Raw genomic sequence first — 15,476 nt, 5'->3', positions numbered from 1 at the left:
CCCGCCGCCTCCTTGTGCACCGCCGCCTCCTTGCGCACCGCTGCCCCGGCCGCCGCGGAGGCCGTGTCGTGAGGCGGGTGCTCGTTGCCCTGGCGCTGCTCGGGATGCTGGTGCTCAGCGGGCTGCAGCTGGCGCCCATCTACAACGGGACACTGCTGCCGCTGCTCGTCACGATCGCCGCGGCCGCCTCGGTGCTCATCAGTGTGGCCGTGCGGCGGCTGCCGGCATACACCGCCGCACCCGCGTCGGTCCTCGGCCTGGCCGCCATGGTGTTCGCGACCGTGCGGGTGTCGGCCCAGGCCGGGCAGGTCGCCGGGCCGGTGCCGGACGTGGCCCGGGAGGCGCTCGCCAACAGCATCCCGCGGCTGCTCACCGCGCTGATCCCGATCGAGCCGCAGCCCGACACCGTCCTGCTGCCGGTCATCGCCACGTGGCTCGCGGGGCTGGCGGCGGCCGAGGCCGGGGTGCGGTACCGCCGCGTGCTGCTGTCCTACAGCGCGCCCACCGTCCTCTTCGGCGGCGCCCTCTACCTGGTCGGGCCCGACACCACGGCGGCCCGCACGACGACGTGGATCCCGCTGGTCTACGCCGCGCTGGCGATCCTCGGGCTCATCGCGAGCGCGCGGCCGGACCTCGGCGGCGAGGCGCTCACCGGCGCCCAGCGCCGGACGCTCGGCCTGCGGCTCGGCGGCGGCGCGCTGGCCGGGCTCGCGGTGATCGTGCTGCTGTCCCAGCTGCTCGGCCCGACCGTCGCCGAGCAGGGCAACGACACGCCCGTCGACCCGCGCAACTACGTGACCCCGCCGCAGCTGGACGCCCTCGACGAAAACCCGCTCGTCCGGCTGTCCGGCTGGAACCTCAACAAGGACCAGCACCTCTTCGACGCCGTCGTCGCCCCCGGGCCGGGGGCGCAGCAGGAGCCGCTGATCCGGCTCGCGATCCTCAACGACTACGACGGTGTGACCTGGCGGATCGGCTCCGTGTACCGCAACGCCGGCCGGGTCCTGGGCCGCTCCGACGGCGACGGCCCCGCGGTCACGCAGACCATCACGATCGACGAGCTCGACGGCCGCCTGCTGCCCGGGATCGCCACCCCGGAGCGGGTCGAGGGCGTGCGCGTGGCCTACGACGCCGACACCGGCACCATTGCGCTCGCCGACCCCGTTGCCAGGGGGCTGCGGTACACCGTCACGTCCCGGCAGAAGCCGCGCCCCGACGATCAGGAACTCTTCGTCGCCGAGGTGCCCTCGCCCGAGGAGGCCGGGCGGTTCCTGGCCCTGCCCGGCAAGGTCCCGGACTCGATCGCGCAGCTCGGCAGCCAACTGGGCGAGGGCGTCTCCAACCCGTACCAGCGGGCGTTCGCCATCCAGCAGTGGCTGGAGGAGCACTACAAGCTGGTCGCCGACGCGCCGAGCGGCCATTCGTACCCGAACGTCGAGCACTTCCTCTTCGGCAACAGGCAGATCGGCGGGCAGAAGGGCACGTCGGAGCAGTTCACCGCCGCGTTCGCCGTGCTGGCCCGGCTGGCCGGCCTGCCGACCCGGGTGGCCGTGGGCTTCCAGACGCACAAGGGCTCGCCGGCGATCCGCGGGGCCGACGCGATCGCCTGGCCGGAGGTCGAGTTCAAGGGGTTCGGCTGGGTGGCGTTCGATCCGCTGCCGAAGTCCGACACCGTGCAGCGGCCGGTGGAGGACGACTTCAAGCCCAAGGCCCCGCCCTCCAACCCCCCACCGCCGTCGGTCCCGCCGCCCTCGGACGCGACGAGCGTGCAGGCGTCGCACTCGGCCCGCCCCTCAGCGGCGCCCGCCGTCACCTCCGGCGGCGGCAACGTCCTGGTGCTCGTGGTGGCGGCCGGTGTTCCCGTGCTGCTCCTGACCTACTTCGTGGCCGTACCGCTGCTCGTCGCCCGCCGCCGGCGGCAGCGCCTCTCCACCGGGCCGCCGTCGGTGCGCATCGACGCCGCCTGGAACGAGGTGCTCATCGGGCTGCGGCAGGCCGGACGGCCGGCGCCGGCGCACCTGACGGCCGAGGAGATCGCCAGGTACGCCGCCAACGCCGCCGAGCCCCGCGCCCACTCCGCCGGCCGCTCACTGCGCCCCGCGGTGCCGCCTGTCGACGAGCTCGCGGTGCTCGTCAACGCGGTCGCCTTCGCCGGCGCCTCCGGCCCGGGCGAGTCCCAGGCGGTGCGGGCGACGGCCCAGGCCACGGCGTACGTCGAGGACCTGCGGGGCCGCCGCCCGTGGTGGCGCCGCCTGGTGTGGACGCTCGACCCTCGCCCACTGCGATGGCATCGCCGCCGCTAGCCGGTCAGTCGCCGGCGGCCCCGAACCAGCGCGGGAGGTGCTCGTCCAGGTCCCGCTGCTCGTCGCCGACCCAGGCGACGTGTCCGTCGGGGCGCAGCAGGACGGCCGGGGCGTCAAGGGCCGCCGTCGCATCGCCGAGCAGGTCGACGCGGTCCGACCAGGCGCCGGTGCTCAGCCGCTCCGTGCGGTCCAGCAGCAGGCCGCGCCCCCGGTGCAGCCGGCTGTAGAGGCGGCCCGACTGCACGTCCAGGTCGGGCAGCCGGCGGCCGAGCAGGTCCGGCCCCGGCCCGAAGTCGTAGCGGATGTCGACCGCGGCGATCTTCTCGATCAGATACCGGTTCACCTCGTTGAAGTCCATCAGCTCGGTGAGCAGCCGGCGCACCGCCTGCGCGCCCGGCTCGGCGGACAGCAGCTGCGTCTGCGCCCGGGTGTTGTCCAGGACCGCCGCGGCGACCGGGTGCCGCTCGGCCTGGTACGTGTCGAGCAGCGCCGCCGGAGCCCAGCCGCGGATCTGGGCGGCCAGCTTCCAGCCGAGGTTGAATGCGTCCTGGATGCCCAGGTTGAGGCCCTGGCCCCCGATCGGCGGGTGGATATGGGCGGCGTCGCCGGCCAGCAGCACCGGCCCGACCCGGTAGCGCTCGACCAGCCGGGTCGCGTCGCCGAACCGGGACGTCCAGCGCGGCGAGTGGACCCCGAAGTCGGTCCCGGCGACGGCTCGCAGCCGCTCCCGGAAGTCCTCGATGGTCGGCGGCTCGGCCCGGTCGCTCACACCCGCGGCGGGCACGATGACGCGATACAGCCGCTCGCCGAACGGCCGGATGTCGAGCCGCCGGTCGGCCCGCACCTTGGCCCCGATCTCCTCCGGCGCCGCGCTGAGCTCCATCTCGCCCATCAGGGTGTCGTTGCGCGCGGGCTCGCCGGGGAAGCCGACGCCGAGCAGCTTGCGCACGGTACTGCGGGCGCCGTCACAGCCGACCAGGTAGCGCGCCCGCAGCCGCTCCCCGCCGGCCAGCTCGACCGTCACGCCCTGCTCGTCGGGCGCGAGCCCGCGCACCGCGGCACCGCGGCGGACCTGCGCCCCCAGGTTCTTCGCGTGGTCCTCGAGGACCTGCACGATGACCGGCTGCGGGATCCCCAGCAGGTAGGCGTACGGGGAGTCGAGGCCGGTGGGCACGGGCTTGTCGATGGCGGCGAAGAAGCCGGCGGCCGGACGCTGCCGGCCGTGCTCGAGCAGCCGCTCCAGCAGCCCGCGCATGGCCATCAGCTCGAGGCTGCGGATGTGCAGCCCGACGATCCGGACGAACGAGGTGGGCTCGGTCTGCTGATCCAGGACGAGGACCCGCACGTCGTGCAGGCGCAGCTCGGCGGCGAGCAGCGCGCCGGTGGGGCCGCAGCCGGCAATGATCACGTCGTACATGTGTGGTGTTGCCTTTCGGGAGTGCCTTTTGGGGATCGGCGCTCCCGGCGACACCTACATCGATCGCCCAGCCGTGACGGCAAGCGGGGAGCCCCACATCGTTCGAGCGTTCATGGGTCTCACCTCCCCGGCCGGGTCACGGACAGCCGTCAGACTACAGGGCCGCTCCGGTGGCGGTGCAGGGGCTGACGGGTTTCACTGAATTACATGGGTGTGATTCGGCTCGGTACGGCGTCGTGGGCGGACCGGCAGCTCCTGACCTCCGGCTGGTATCCGCGGGAGGTGAAGACCTCGGCCGAGCGCCTGGCGTTCTATGCGAGCCGGTTCGATCTGGTCGAGGCGGACACCAGCTACTACGCGATCCCGGCGCCGGAGATGACGGCCGGCTGGGCGGCGGCCACCCCGCCCGGCTTCACGTTCGACGTCAAGGCCTACGCGCTGCTCACCGGCCACTCGACGCAGGCCCGGACCCTCCCGTCCGACCTGCGCCCGGCCGCCCGGGCCACCGGCATGATCCGCCGCTCGGACCTGCCGCCGGAGGTGCTCGACGAGCTCTGGCGCCGCTTCCACACCGCACTGGAGCCGCTGCGCGACCGGCTCGGCACGGTGCTGCTGCAGTTCCCGCCGTGGCTGGCGTACGGCGAGGCCGGGGTCCGCCGCATCGAGGACACCATCGCCCGCTGCCGCCCGCTCGCGGCCGCGGTGGAGCTGCGGCACGGCTCCTGGTTCGCGGGCTCCCAGCGCACCCTGGAGACGCTGCTGATGCTGCAGCGGGCGGGCACGTCGTTCGTCGCGGTCGACATGCCCCAGGGTTTCTCTTCGTCGGTGCCCCCCGTGCTGGCCGTCACCGCCTCGCCCGCCGTCGTCCGGTTCCACGGCCACAGCTCGGCCTGGGAGCGCGGCTCGAAGGAGGACAAGTTCCGCTACGCCTACTCCGAGCGCGAGCTGACCGACTGGGCGGCCCGCCTCCACATGCTCGCCGCCGACGCCGACGAGGTCCACGTCCTGATGAACAACTGCTGCGCCGGCCAGGCCCAGCGCGACGCCGCCCGGCTCATGGAGCTCGTCGGTCAGAGCAGCGACAGGTCCCCGGTCATCGGCTGACGCACCGGCCCACCGCAGCGCCGCACCGCCGGGCCGGGGTGTCCTACAGCAGCGACAGCGCGCCCGTCACCGGCTGCAGCGCGTCGTGCCGCGCCGGCCCGATCGCGGCACAGGTCGCGGTGCCGGCCGCCACCTGCGTGCGCCCGGCGTCGTGGATGACCTCCACCGGCAGCCCGGCCTCCGCGGCCGCCGCCACCACCAGCCCGAGCGTGTCCTCGTCGGCCACCTTCAGCACCACCTTGGGCTGCCCGGCCCGCCACCAGTCGGCGAACGCGGCCGTCCCCTGGTTGCGCAGCGCCGCCCCGACCGCCGCGTGGGCCGCCTGCGCCGCGATCTTGCCCTTGCCCATGCCGAGGTCGGTCCGCACGACGATGACCAGCCGGGTTTCGCTCACGAGCGCCAGGTTAGCGTCAGCCCGGGGCTCGCCGCCCGCCGCCGGGCCGGCCGCCCGTTCAGGACCCGAGCGTGATGTGGAACCGGTGCAGCAATATCGGCGCCACCAGGAACGCGCCCGCGAAGATGGCGACTGTCGCGAAGACCGTGCGCAGCAGCACCGTCTCGGTCTTGTCGCCCGCGGTGAGGGCGATCCGGTGCGGCAGGCCGAAGCAGCGCCACATGCGGCGGCCGGTCGGGATCGGCCAGAGTATCGGCGAGCCGTGCCGGGTGATCATGTCGCCGAGCAGGTGGATGAGGCCGCCCACGCCGACGGCCACACCGAGCAGCGGATAGCCCCGGTCGCCGGGGAGCCGCTCGTAGACGAGGAAGGCCGCACCGGCCGACGCGAGCGTGACGATGACCCAGCCGGCCCGCTCGGCCCAGCGCTCGAACAGGCCGCGCAGGGCAAGCGCGAAGGCGAAGAAGAGCACGCCCATGACTGCCCACTTGCCGTAGGCCTCGCACAGGGCGAGGGTGCCGTAGCCGAGGCCGACGTTGAACACGATGGTGTGCGTCAGCGTGCGGTGGCCGTTGCGCCGCGGCGGGTCGTACTTCATCCGGGTGAGCCGGTAGACGCCGAGCGAGAGCTTCTCGATGCACTCGGCCAGGAACAGCGAGAACACGCCGAACGTGTGCGCCACCGTCGCGCCGCCCTGCCGGCTGGTGACCCGGCCGGAGAGGTCCAGGTCAGGCACCAGCGCGCCGCCGGCGCAGATCGCGGTGCCGACGGCGAGTTGCAGCGGCGTCTGGTGGAAGCCCGCCAGCTGGTCGAGCGCGAGCGATCCCGTCAACCAGACGGCCGCCCCGGAAAGCGCATGCGACGAGCCCATCATGCGCAGTGACTATCCCAGGTGGACGGTCATTCGTACATAGGATCTACAGCCGCATCAATGTGCCCGCAACGTCGAGTGTCGTTGCCGTCATCCGCGCCGCGGCGTCCGAGGCCAGGTAGAGGGCGGCAAAGGCGGCGTCCTCGACCGTCGAGTCGCACGGTGTCCAGGACACGACATTCGCCCGCACACCCGCCGCCGCGAACAGCCGGGCGTAGTGCTGTGTGAGCGCCGTCACTCCCCCGCCGACCGCGTTTGTGGCCGGGTCGGCCCCGACGGGCGCGAGCGTCACGACCGCGCCGCACCCGGCCTCGGCCATGGTGGGCACGAACGCCTGCAGCGCCAGGAAGGTCCCCGTCAGTCCATTGTCGACGGTCCGCTGCCAGCTCCGGTTGTCCAGGGCGCCCGGCAGCACGAACAGCAGCTCGGGCGGGCCCAGCTCGCCGATGACGCTGCCCCGGACCGAGTCCATGGCCGCGGCGTCCGCCCGGTCGAGGCGCTCCGCGACGATCCCGACCGCCTCCGCGCCGTTCCAGCGCAGCTCGTCGACCAGGTCGGCGAGGGCCAGCTCGTCGGGTCCGACAATCGCGACCCGGGCGCCGCGCTCCGACAGCAGCCGGCAGACGGCCGCGGCGACGCCGTCGCAGCCGCCCAGCACGACCGCGGTGCGGCCCTTGAGCTCGAAGGATGATGCAAACACGACGCCCTCCCCGGGGTCGGCGGCTCTACTGCTCGACCGTGCGGTCACGGCGAACGTCACAGTGTTTCCCCTGTTCGACGGTGCGGTCGCCGCGAACGTCACGACTGTCGCGGCGGTGTGTCTTCCCGGCGTTGCGGTCCGGGCGGACGCGGCGGGGGCCGCCGTGTGGCGACGGCGGCCCCCGGTGTCAGCGGCTCCAGCCCTGCTGACGGTCGGACGCGGCCCCCCACGGTCCGCGTCCCCAGTCACCACGCCCGTGGCCGTGGTGATGTCCCCACGGGCCCCGCCCGAAGCGCGGGCGCCCGCCGTACGCCCGCCAGCGCGCATGCCTGGCCAGGCCGAACGCCATGAAGAAGAGCGGGATCGCCGGCCAGAAGAAGTGCGCACCCGAGAGCGCCCACAGCCCGGTCAGCGCGGCCGCGACCACCGCGACGAAGCCCGCGTGCCCCCACAGGTGCCGGCGCGAGTCCCGGGCGAACTGCTCCTTGGCCTCCGGCGTCTCGTGCAGGCCGCGCCGGCCCCCCTCGGGCAGGTCCGCGGTCAGCGGCGGCAGTTCGTCGCGGAACTTCGCGGCGTACACCCCCGCGAGCCGCTCCTCCCCCTCCTCGAGCGTGAGCCGGCCTTCGGTCATGCCGGCCCGCACCATGTTGGCGTATTGTTCGCGCTCCTCGTCCGAGGCGCGTACCCTCTCGCCGGCCATGTTCTCGGCCCCCTTCCGTTGATGGACTCCAGCGTGCCGAACGGGGGCTCCGAGCGCGTCGCACCGGGGACGGCTCGTGTGCTACCACCGGCGGCGCAGTCCGCGGCCCGGCCTACTCCGGCGGGAGTACGCCCGCCGCACCCGCGAGCCGATGCCGCTGGTGAGACGCCTCCACTACGGTTTGTGCTGTGAGACATGCGCCCTGGGCCAGCGAGCACCGTGCCGCGCGCCTCGAGCGCAAGTTCAAGCGCTTCGAGGAGCGCATCGAGCGCCGCCGCGGCCGCCACTTCAACGGCCCGCACCCGGTCCCGCTCGCCATCTTCATCGCACTCATCCAGGTCCTCGGCACCCGCGCCGCCGCCTACGGCACCGACGGCGCCCACGCCCTTGACCAGACCGGCTACCTGCTGCTCCTCGCCGGCCCCGCCGCGCTGCTCCTGCGGCACAAGTCGCCGCTGCTGGCGCTCGCGGGCGCGCTGAGTGCCACTGTCGCCTACTTCGCGATGCTGTACCCCAACGGCCCGGGCTTCATCGCCGCCCTCGTGGCCGTGTTCGGCGCGCTGTCGGCCGGCTTCCGCTGGCTCACGTGGCTGGGCGTGATTGCGGCGTACACCACCTATGTCGTCTGGGTCCTGCCCGACGCCTCCGTCGGCCGCCTCGTGGCCATCGGCGTGTGGTGCGTGATCTTCGCGTTCTTCGGCGAGGGGGCCCGGGTCCGCGGCCAGCGATACGCGCAGATGGCCCGTGACCGCGCCCACCAGGAGGCGCTGGCCCGCGCCGAGGAGGAGAAGGCCCGCAAGGAGCAGCACCGCCGCCAGGCCAGCGACGAGCGCCTCCTGATCGCCCGCGAGCTCCACGACGTGATCGGCCACCACCTCTCCCTCATCAACGTCCAGGCCGGCGTGGGCCTGCACCTGATGGACGAGCAGCCGGAGCAGGCCCGGGTCGCGCTGGCCGCGATCAAGCACGCCAGCGCCGAGGCCCTGCGCGAGACCCGGGCCGTCCTGGCCGGGCTCAACCCCGGCGAGGCCGCTCCGCGCACGCCCGCTCCCGGCCTGGCCGACCTGGAGCGCCTGGCCGGTGAGGCGCGCAGCGCCGGCCTGCCGGTCACTGTCGACACCATCGGCGCGGCCCGGCCCGTGCCGCCCCAGGTCGACCGGGCGGCCTACCGGATCGTGCAGGAGGCCCTGACAAACGTCCGCCGCCACGCGGGGCCGGACGCCACCGCGACGGTGATCGTCGCCTACGCTCCCGGTGAGCTGACGCTTACCGTGACCGACAACGGGGTCGGTCCGGCCGAGCCGGCCCCGGGCGCGGTGGCTGAGGCCGAGGCGGCACCGGCCGCGCCGGGCGGAGCCGGGCCGGGCGGCGGCAACGGGATCCCCGGGATGCGCCACCGGGCGGCGACGTTCGGCGGTTCGGTGGAGGCCGGCCCGCGGCCGGACGGCGGCTTCGCGGTCGTCGCCCGCATCCCGCTGAGCGAGGAGGAGACCCCGTGATCAAGGTGCTGCTGGCCGACGACCAGGCCCTGGTGCGGGCCGGCTTCCGCGCGCTGCTTGACGCCCAGTCCGACATCGAGGTCGTCGCCGAGGCCGCCGACGGGGCCGAGGCCGTCCGCCAGGCCACCCGGACCCGCCCCGACGTGGTCCTCATGGACATCCGGATGCCGGTCCTCGACGGCCTCGAGGCCACCCGGCAGATCGCCGCGGACCCGGCGCTGTCCGACGTCCGGATCGTCATCCTCACCACGTTCGACCTGGACGAGTACGTTTTCGAGGCCCTCCGGGTCGGCGCCAGCGGCTTCCTGGTCAAGGACACCGAGCCGGTCGATCTCCTGCGCGGCGTGCGGGCGGTGGCGGCCGGCGACGCCCTGCTCTCCCCGGGCGTGACCCGCCGGCTGATCGAGGAGTTCGCGAGCCGCTCCCGCGCGCCGCTGGCCCCCATGTCCCTCGACACCCTGACCGACCGCGAGCGGGAGGTGATGGCCCTCGTCGGCGCGGGCCTGTCGAACGAGGACATCGCCGCGAAGCTGTACGTGAGCCCGGCCACCGCCAAGACCCACGTCAGCCGAGCCATGATCAAGCTGAGCGCCCGCGACCGCGCCCAGCTCGTCGTCTTCGCCTACGAGGCGGGCCTGGTCCGCCCCGGCTGGCTCGGCTGAGCGCCCCTGCGCGGCACCGCCAGGCCGACCTGCGTGATCAGGGCCCCGGCCACGGCCACGGCGAACGCACCGGCCACCCCGAACGGCTCGAGCAGCACCGCCGCCAGCCCGCAGAAGACGGCGAAGCCGACGAGCCCCTGCATCAACCCGGCAAGCATCCGCACGGCCGCCGCCGCACCCTGCTGCGCCAGCACGAACCCGGCGACGACGCTCGAGGCGACCGGGAACGGGGCCAGCACGCCGGCCACGACCGGCCCGGCCCGGGCCGCGATCCCGGTCACCGACAGGACCATGACCACGGTGGCCGCCGCCCGGGCGGGCAGGTCCCACCACGGCGGCCGCGGCACCGCTCCGCCGGCCGGACCGGCCTTCGATCCGATCGCCGCCACGCAGCGGTGGGCCACCCAGACCACGCCGAGGATCAGCGCGAACGCCCAGCCGACACCGATCTCGACCCGCGCGAGCAGGACGTCGGCTCCGACGGTCGCCGCCCAGGACACGACGAGCGCCGCCGGCCAGCGCCGGTGCCGGCCCGCGTAGGCGAGCACCACCGCGAAGACGGCCAGCGACACCAGCCCGAGCAGCGACGCCGCCGCGGCCCGCGCCCCGAACCGGGCACCGTGCTCCAGCGCGACGATGACGAGGATCGGCCCGGCCACGACCGGGAACGCCACCATCATCCCGGCTACGCGCGCGCCCCAGCGCCGCCCGGCCAGCGACGATCCGACTACCAGCAGCGGGGCGAGGGTGAGCTTCAGCAGCAGGAGCGTCACTGCCACACCGTAGTGGCGGTGGTCGGCCGCCGGCAGCGACGACGGCCACAGGGCCGGTCCTGTGGCCGTCCGGGCCGGGGTCGCCTGTCAGGCGGCGTCGAGGGCGTCGGTGATCTTGCGAATGACGTCGGTCATGACCGGGGTCGGCCGGCTGTCGTGGACGGCCGACTCGATGGCGGTGACGACGGTGTGCCGGAAGTTCCCGGCCTCGGCCGGGTCCTGGGCGTTGAGCAGGGTCATGGCCGCGGTCAGCGCCGGCAGCACCCGGTCGGCGATCTCGGCCACCGACTTGCCGTTGAGCTGCTTGCCTTTGGGGTAGTCGGCGAGGACGTGCCCGACCGGCCCGGTTGCGGCGCCGAGGGCCAGGCTGCCGTTGGTGGCGATCCGGTGCGGGGAGCCGCCGACGGCTCCGGCCGCGCAAAGCAGGGTGACGGCGCCGTAGGCGGCGATGCGCAGGGTGGTCTTGTCCTGGTCGGTGAGGGTGATCGACATGGTGGGCGCTCCTCGGGCTGCGATGTGGCGGTTCGTTGTGCCACCACCATCGCGGCCGGGACTGACACGGCCCCGCCAGCGCCCTGACGCGGCCGCTGACATCGCCCGGCGAGCCGGTCGCCGGGACCCGCCGGGCTAGGGGTCGATGCCGTTCTTCGCGATGACGGTGCGGTACCAGTCGGCGCTTGCCTTGTAGCGGCGCTCCCGGGTCGTCGCGTCGACCCGGATCAGGCCCCACCGCTGGGAGTAGCCCTCGGCCCATTCGAAGTTGTCGAGCAGCGACCAGACGTGGAAGCCCTGGAGCCGCACGCCCGCCTGGACGGCCTTGTGGGCGGCCCGGAAATGGTCGCGCAGGAACGCGATGCGGTCGTCGTCCTGGACGTCGTTCGTCGTCGGCATGCCGTTCTCGGTGATGGTCAGGGGGATGTCACCGTAGTCGCGCTTGATTCGCGTCAGGAGGTCGTACAGCCCGTCGGGGTACACCTCCAGCCAGCCGGCCTGGGTCGTGGGGTGCTTCGTCACCCGGCCGCCCTGCGCGGTGACGAACACCGGGTTGTAGTACTGCACCGCCAGCAGGTCCGCCTTCGACCCGATGACTGCCGTATCGCCGTCGCGGACCGCCGCGCGGATCGGTGCGTTGGCCGGCTGGGACGCCAGCCACCCGTCGGGGTACTTCCCCAGCAGCACCGGCTCCAGCCAGCGGCGGTTCTCCTCGATGTCGAGAGCGGCCGCCTGCTTGGCCGCCCCCGCCGAGCCGTCAGCGGGGTACACCGGGGACAGGTTGAGCGCGGCGCCGATCGCGCCCTTGCGGCCGGTGCCGCGGAACGCCTGCACGGCCAGGCCGTGGGCCAGCAGCAGGTGGTGGCCGGCCACGTTCGCCACCCGCCGATCCTTCCGGCCGGGAGCGTGGGTGCCGGTGGTGTACCCGAGCGCCACCACCGTCTTCGGCTCGTTGAGCGTCAGCCAGGTCGCAACCTTGTCGCCGAGCGAATAGAACATCTGCTGGGCGTAGTCGGCGAACCACTGTGCACAGTCGCGCTGCTCCCAGCCGCCCTTGTCCTCCAGCGCCTGTGGCGTGTCCCAGTGGAACAGCGTCGCCACCGGGGTGATGCCGCGGGCCAGCAGGCCGTCCACCAGCCGGTGATAGAAGTCGAGCCCCTTGGCGTTGAGCGCACCCCGGCCCTGCGGCAGGACACGGGACCAGGAGATCGAGAACCGGTAGCTCTTCAGGCCCAGGCTCTTCATGAGGTCGAGGTCCTCGTACACCCGGTGATAGTGGTCGGCCGCCACATCGCCGGTATCCCCGTCGCGGGTCCGCCCCGGCTGGTGGCTGAACGTGTCCCACACCGACGGCCCGCGGCCGTCCTCGGCCGCGGCCCCCTCCACCTGATACGCGGAGGTCGAGGCGCCCCAGGCGAACCCCGCCGGGAAGGCGAGCCCGCCGGGCCCGAGCGTCGACGCCTCGCCGGCCGCGGGAGCCGGGGTCGCCGCGGGGCGGCCGGATTTCGGCTCGTCGGGTGAGCAGCCGGACGCGACCGCCCCGACGGCGGCGAGGGTGAGCACGTGGCGCCGTCGCATCCCAAAGACGGTAACGGGTCGGCGCCAGCCGCTGCGATCGTCAGCTGTGCGGCCCGCGCCGGCCGGCTCCGAGACGACGAAACGGCCGCCCCCGAAGCGGGGAGCGGCCGTCGCGGTGACGCCGGGAGCAAGCTCAGTCGGCGAGGTTGACGATGCCCTGAGCCCAGCGGAAGTACTTGTTCGTGCCCAGGTCACGGACGGTCTTGATGTTGAAGGCGGCGAGGAGCTTCTCGGCGTCGCCGTCGCTCACGCCGGCGATCGCGGTGACGGGGGCGTCGGCGATCTCCTGAGCGCTCTTGCCTTCCCACTCCTTCATGAGCTTCTTTTCCAGACCCAGCATGCTGCGCTCCTTCTCTCGGTGGAAACCCGCGTCAGGCTACGTCGCGGGTCTACCCGCTGCAACGTCGGAGGTCGCGGCCGAGTGTGCCGTTCTGCTTGCCACATCGGCCGTTTCGTGGAGATGATCGGCTGATGAACAGCCAATGGGGGCTGACGATCCCACTGACCGGCGTCCCGCTGCCCGATCACGCTGCGTTGGTCGCCACGTTACCGGACATCGGGTTCACGGACGTGTGGTCCTCCGAGGTGGCCGGCACTGACGCGTTCACCCCGCTGGCCCTCGCCTCCGCCTGGGCGCCGCGGCTGCGCCTGGGCACCGCGATCGTCCCGGTCTTCACCCGCGGCCCCGGCCTGCTGGCCATGCAGGCCGCGACGATGGCCGAGGCCGCACCCGGCCGGTTCGCGCTCGGCATCGGATCGTCGTCACCGGTTGTGGTCAACGACTGGAACGCGGTGGCTTTCAAACAGCCGTTCGAGCGCAGCCGTGACATCCTCCGGTTCCTCCGCGCGGCGTTGGCGGGCGAGCTCGTCGACGGGGCCTTCGACACGTTCACAGTCAGGCGCTTCCGCCTGGAGCGGCCGCCGGAGGTACCGCCGAAGCTGCTCCTGGCCGGTCTGCGCGGGCGCATGCTGCGCCTGGCGGCGGCCGAAGCCGACGGTGCCGTGCTCAACTGGCTGTCCGTCGAAGATGTGGCGACCGCGCGCGCCGAGCTGGCCGGTGCGCCCGAGCACTTCGAGGTCGCCGCGCGGATCTTCGTGTGCCCGACCGAGGACGCCGAGGAGGCCCGCACCACCGCGCGGCGGCTGATCGCGGCGTACCTCACCGTGCCCGCCTACGCGGCGTTCCATCGCTGGCTGGGGCGGGGCGCCGTCCTGAAGCCCATGTGGGACGCGTGGGCGGCCGGCGACCGCAAGGGCGCGCTGGCAGCGATTCCGGATGAGGTCGTCGACCAGCTGATCGTCCACGGCTCGGCCGAGGTGTGCCGGGCCCACGTCGAGCGGTACGCGGCCGCAGGCGTGACGACACCGGTGATTGCGCTGCTGCCGACCCGGGAGCTCGTGACCGGCGGGGCGCCGGCACTCCTGCAGACACTGCGACGCCTGGGAGCGCGAACGTGAAGGTCGATGGCAAGGTCGTGGTCATCACCGGGGCCGCCGGTGGGATCGGTGCCGCACTGGCGCGGCGCTTCGCAAGCCAGGACGCGGCAGCGTTGGTACTCGCCGATCTCAACGGCTCCGCGGCGTCCGACCTCGCCTCGTCCCTGCCGGGTGAAGCGGTGGGCGTCGAGGCCGACGTGACGAGCGAGGAGCAGGTGGCGGAGCTGGTGCAGGAGGCGCTCGACCGCTACGACCGCATCGACCTGTTCTGCGCGAACGCCGGCGTCACCAGTGGAGCCGGGCTCGAGGCGTCGAACGCGACGTGGGAGCGGACCTGGGCGGTGAACGTCCTGTCGCACGTGTACTCCGCGCGCGCGGTCCTGCCGTCGATGCTGGAGCGGGGCTTCGGGTATCTGCTGCACACGTGCTCGGCCGCCGGGCTGCTGACCTCGGTCGGCGACGCGCCGTACGCGGTGACGAAGCACGCGGCGGTCTCGTTCGCCGAGTGGCTGTCCATCACCTACGGCAGCCAGGGCATCAAGGTCAGCGCGCTCTGCCCGCAGGGCGTCGACACCCCGATGCTCCAGGAAGGGCTCAAGGAGGGGCACATCGGCGCCAAGGTGACGGCGGCCGGAGGGGCAGTGCTGTCGGCGCAGGAGGTGGCCGAGGCCGTCATCCAGGGGCTGGACGCCGAGAAGTTCCTGATCCTGCCGCATCCCGAGGTGGCCAAGTACTACCTGCACCGGGCCACTGACACGGATCGGTGGCTCACCGGGATGCGCGGCCTGCGCGACAGTCTCGCATGAGCATGCGGCAACCCGACGTCCTCCAGCCGGCGCTCGACGTCGTCGTCCCGTTCGTCCGCGGGCGGCAGGGGCGCTCCATCGTCGGCATCTGCGGACCGCCCGCCGCCGGGAAGTCCACACTGTCCAGCGCCCTCTCCGACGCGCTGAACGTCCACGATGGACTGACGAGCGTGGCCGTGCCGATGGACGGGTTCCACCTGTCCAATGTGGAGCTCGGCCGGCTCGGGCTCACCGACCGCAAGGGCGCGCCGGAGACGTTCGACGCGGCCGGGTTCGTGCACCTGCTCCGGCGCCTGCGCGCGGGTGAGGACCTCGTCTACGCGCCCAGCTACAGCCGGACCCTCCACGAGTCGATCGGCGGGGTCATCCCGGTCCCGGCCGACGTGCGGGTCATCGTCGTCGAGGGCAACTACCTGCTGCTCGACCAGGGACCCTGGGCGTCCGTGCGCGGGCTGCTCGACCTGGTGCTGTACCTGGACGCCCCCGACTCCGTCCGGCAGGAGTCCCTGCTGCGCCGCCAGATGGCCAAGGGCCTCGAGCTTCCCGCCGCCCAGGACTGGGTCTTCCGCAGCGACGAACGCAACGCCGCCGTCATCGCCGGCACCCGCGACCGCGCCGACCTGATCCTCACCCGCTGACCGCCGGGCGGTCGTCGGGGTCGAACAGGCGGGCGGCGTCGTCCCGGCACACCGCCGCACCGCCGGCCGAAGAGCCCCGGCTCCGTCGCGTGATGCCCGCCT

Annotated in this window: 16 protein-coding genes; 7 read left to right on the top strand and 9 right to left on the bottom strand. The window is 73.5% G+C overall.

The window, feature by feature from the left end; genetic code table 11:
• Positions 1-77: 77 nt before the first annotated feature.
• Positions 78-2,303, top strand: a complete 2,226-nt coding sequence (locus Dvina_RS10815) for a transglutaminase TgpA family protein (protein ID WP_246656145.1) — start codon at positions 78-80, stop codon at positions 2,301-2,303.
• Positions 2,304-2,307: 4 nt separating this feature from the next.
• On the opposite strand, the gene Dvina_RS10810 is transcribed toward Dvina_RS10815, so the two are convergent.
• Positions 2,308-3,720, bottom strand: coding sequence for an FAD-dependent monooxygenase (locus tag Dvina_RS10810; RefSeq protein WP_223102316.1), 1,413 nt, complete (start codon positions 3,718-3,720; stop codon positions 2,308-2,310).
• 207 nt (positions 3,721-3,927) lie between these two features.
• Here Dvina_RS10810 and Dvina_RS10805 point away from each other — a divergent pair, with 207 nt between their 5' ends.
• On the top strand, positions 3,928-4,824 hold the full coding sequence (locus tag Dvina_RS10805; protein ID WP_223102315.1) for a DUF72 domain-containing protein: 897 nt from the start codon (positions 3,928-3,930) through the stop codon (positions 4,822-4,824).
• A 43-nt stretch (positions 4,825-4,867) separates the two neighbouring features.
• Here Dvina_RS10805 and pth2 read toward each other — a convergent pair whose 3' ends face one another.
• The 4 genes from pth2 to Dvina_RS10785 form a co-directional block, all read right to left on the bottom strand.
• Positions 4,868-5,218: a peptidyl-tRNA hydrolase Pth2 gene (gene pth2, locus Dvina_RS10800; protein ID WP_246656144.1), complete on the bottom strand. Its 351-nt coding sequence runs from the start codon at positions 5,216-5,218 to the stop codon at positions 4,868-4,870.
• Positions 5,219-5,276: 58 nt separating this feature from the next.
• The gene (locus Dvina_RS10795; protein WP_223102314.1) at positions 5,277-6,092 is read right to left on the bottom strand and encodes a metal-dependent hydrolase; all 816 of its coding nucleotides are present in this window, start codon (positions 6,090-6,092) and stop codon (positions 5,277-5,279) included.
• 43 nt (positions 6,093-6,135) lie between these two features.
• Positions 6,136-6,789, bottom strand: a complete 654-nt coding sequence (locus tag Dvina_RS10790; protein WP_223102313.1) for an SDR family NAD(P)-dependent oxidoreductase — start codon at positions 6,787-6,789, stop codon at positions 6,136-6,138.
• Positions 6,790-6,976: 187 nt separating this feature from the next.
• The gene (locus Dvina_RS10785; protein ID WP_223102312.1) at positions 6,977-7,489 is read right to left on the bottom strand and encodes a DUF1707 SHOCT-like domain-containing protein; all 513 of its coding nucleotides are present in this window, start codon (positions 7,487-7,489) and stop codon (positions 6,977-6,979) included.
• Between the two features lie 188 nt (positions 7,490-7,677).
• On the opposite strand from Dvina_RS10785, the gene Dvina_RS10780 reads away from it, so the two are divergent.
• Complete coding sequence (locus Dvina_RS10780) at positions 7,678-8,988, top strand: sensor histidine kinase (RefSeq protein ID WP_223102311.1); 1,311 nt, start codon at positions 7,678-7,680, stop codon at positions 8,986-8,988.
• Positions 8,985-9,650 carry a response regulator transcription factor gene (locus Dvina_RS10775; RefSeq protein WP_223102310.1) on the top strand — a complete coding sequence of 222 codons (666 nt, stop codon included), beginning with the start codon at positions 8,985-8,987 and terminating at the stop codon, positions 9,648-9,650. Before Dvina_RS10780 ends, Dvina_RS10775 begins: the two co-directional genes overlap by 4 nt.
• On the opposite strand, the gene Dvina_RS10770 is transcribed toward Dvina_RS10775, so the two are convergent.
• The 4 genes from Dvina_RS10770 to Dvina_RS10755 all read right to left on the bottom strand — a co-directional run bounded on the left by Dvina_RS10770 (position 9,611) and on the right by Dvina_RS10755 (position 12,833).
• Complete coding sequence (locus Dvina_RS10770; RefSeq protein WP_223102309.1) at positions 9,611-10,423, bottom strand: hypothetical protein; 813 nt, start codon at positions 10,421-10,423, stop codon at positions 9,611-9,613. The two genes, Dvina_RS10775 and Dvina_RS10770, sit on opposite strands and share 40 nt — an antisense overlap.
• A gap of 87 nt (positions 10,424-10,510) precedes the next feature.
• Positions 10,511-10,915 (bottom strand): hypothetical protein, encoded by a 405-nt coding sequence (locus tag Dvina_RS10765; protein ID WP_223102308.1) that lies wholly within the window; start codon positions 10,913-10,915, stop codon positions 10,511-10,513.
• A 135-nt stretch (positions 10,916-11,050) separates the two neighbouring features.
• Positions 11,051-12,493 (bottom strand): GH1 family beta-glucosidase, encoded by a 1,443-nt coding sequence (locus Dvina_RS10760; protein WP_223102307.1) that lies wholly within the window; start codon positions 12,491-12,493, stop codon positions 11,051-11,053.
• A 133-nt stretch (positions 12,494-12,626) separates the two neighbouring features.
• The gene (locus Dvina_RS10755; RefSeq protein WP_223102306.1) at positions 12,627-12,833 is read right to left on the bottom strand and encodes a hypothetical protein; all 207 of its coding nucleotides are present in this window, start codon (positions 12,831-12,833) and stop codon (positions 12,627-12,629) included.
• 149 nt (positions 12,834-12,982) lie between these two features.
• On the opposite strand from Dvina_RS10755, the gene Dvina_RS10750 reads away from it, so the two are divergent.
• The 3 genes from Dvina_RS10750 to Dvina_RS10740 are packed head-to-tail and all read left to right on the top strand — an operon-like array spanning position 12,983 to position 15,374.
• Positions 12,983-13,951, top strand: a complete 969-nt coding sequence (locus Dvina_RS10750) for an LLM class F420-dependent oxidoreductase (RefSeq protein ID WP_223105453.1) — start codon at positions 12,983-12,985, stop codon at positions 13,949-13,951.
• Positions 13,948-14,736 carry an SDR family oxidoreductase gene (locus tag Dvina_RS10745; RefSeq protein WP_223102305.1) on the top strand — a complete coding sequence of 263 codons (789 nt, stop codon included), beginning with the start codon at positions 13,948-13,950 and terminating at the stop codon, positions 14,734-14,736. Before Dvina_RS10750 ends, Dvina_RS10745 begins: the two co-directional genes overlap by 4 nt.
• Positions 14,733-15,374 (top strand): nucleoside/nucleotide kinase family protein, encoded by a 642-nt coding sequence (locus Dvina_RS10740; RefSeq protein ID WP_246656143.1) that lies wholly within the window; start codon positions 14,733-14,735, stop codon positions 15,372-15,374. Before Dvina_RS10745 ends, Dvina_RS10740 begins: the two co-directional genes overlap by 4 nt.
• Positions 15,375-15,476 lie beyond the last annotated feature (102 nt).

It is taken from the genome of Dactylosporangium vinaceum (assembly GCF_019904175.1).
Taxonomy (GTDB): Bacteria; Actinomycetota; Actinomycetes; order Mycobacteriales; family Micromonosporaceae; genus Dactylosporangium; species Dactylosporangium vinaceum.
This window is presented reverse-complemented; position numbering and strand designations above follow the sequence as displayed.